This window comes from Microcoleus sp. S13C4, from assembly GCF_036700865.1.
Lineage (GTDB): Bacteria > Cyanobacteriota > Cyanobacteriia > Cyanobacteriales > Microcoleaceae > Microcoleus.
Window position 1 is genome coordinate 8,620 of the sequence record NZ_JAUBPS010000118.1, and the last position, 762, is coordinate 9,381.

Here is a 762-nt window from a genome sequence, read left to right on the forward strand (position 1 = left end):
TTTGAGGCGATCGCGGCTGTGAATTCTGCTTTACATATTGCACCGAACTTGATCGGTGCTCTCATCAACAAAGGGAATGCGCTGGAAAGTCTGGGTAAATTGCAAGCAGAGCTAAGTGAATTTGAGGCAGCAAAACAGTTTTACTTTGATACGATCGCTGTCTATAATTCTGTTTTACTTATTGCACCGGATTATATCGGTGCTCTCAACAACAAAGGGATTGCGCTGCAAAGTCTGAGTGAATTACAAGCAAAGCTAAGTGAATTTGAGGCGGCAAAACTGTCTTACTTTGAGGCGATCGCTGCCTATAATTCTGCTTTACTTATTGTACCAGATGATATCGACGTTCTCAAGAACAAAGGGGTGGCGCTGCAAGGTCTGGGTGGTTTGCAAGCACAGCTAAGTGAATTTGAGGCGGCAAAACAGTCTTACTTTGAGGCGATAGCTGTTTATAATTCTGTTTTACATATTGCACCGGATGAGAATTATACTTTCAACAACAAAGGGATGGCGCTGCGAGGTCTGGGTGAATTGCAAGCAAAGCTAAGTGAATTTGAGGGGGCAAAACAGTCTTACTTTGATGCGATCGCTGCTGTGAATTCTGCTTTACTTATTGCACCGGATTATATCAATGCTCTCAACAACAAAGGGATGGCGCTGCGAAGTCTGGGTGAATTACAAGCACAGCTAAGTGAATTTGAGGGGGCAAAACAGTCTTACTTTGATGCGATCGCTGCTGTGAATTCTGCTTTACTTATTGCA

Annotated in this window: 1 pseudogene; it reads left to right on the forward strand. The window is 43.4% G+C overall.

What is annotated here, in order from left to right:
- Positions 1-762: pseudogene (locus QT996_RS27370) on the forward strand (hypothetical protein); the annotation flags it as partial.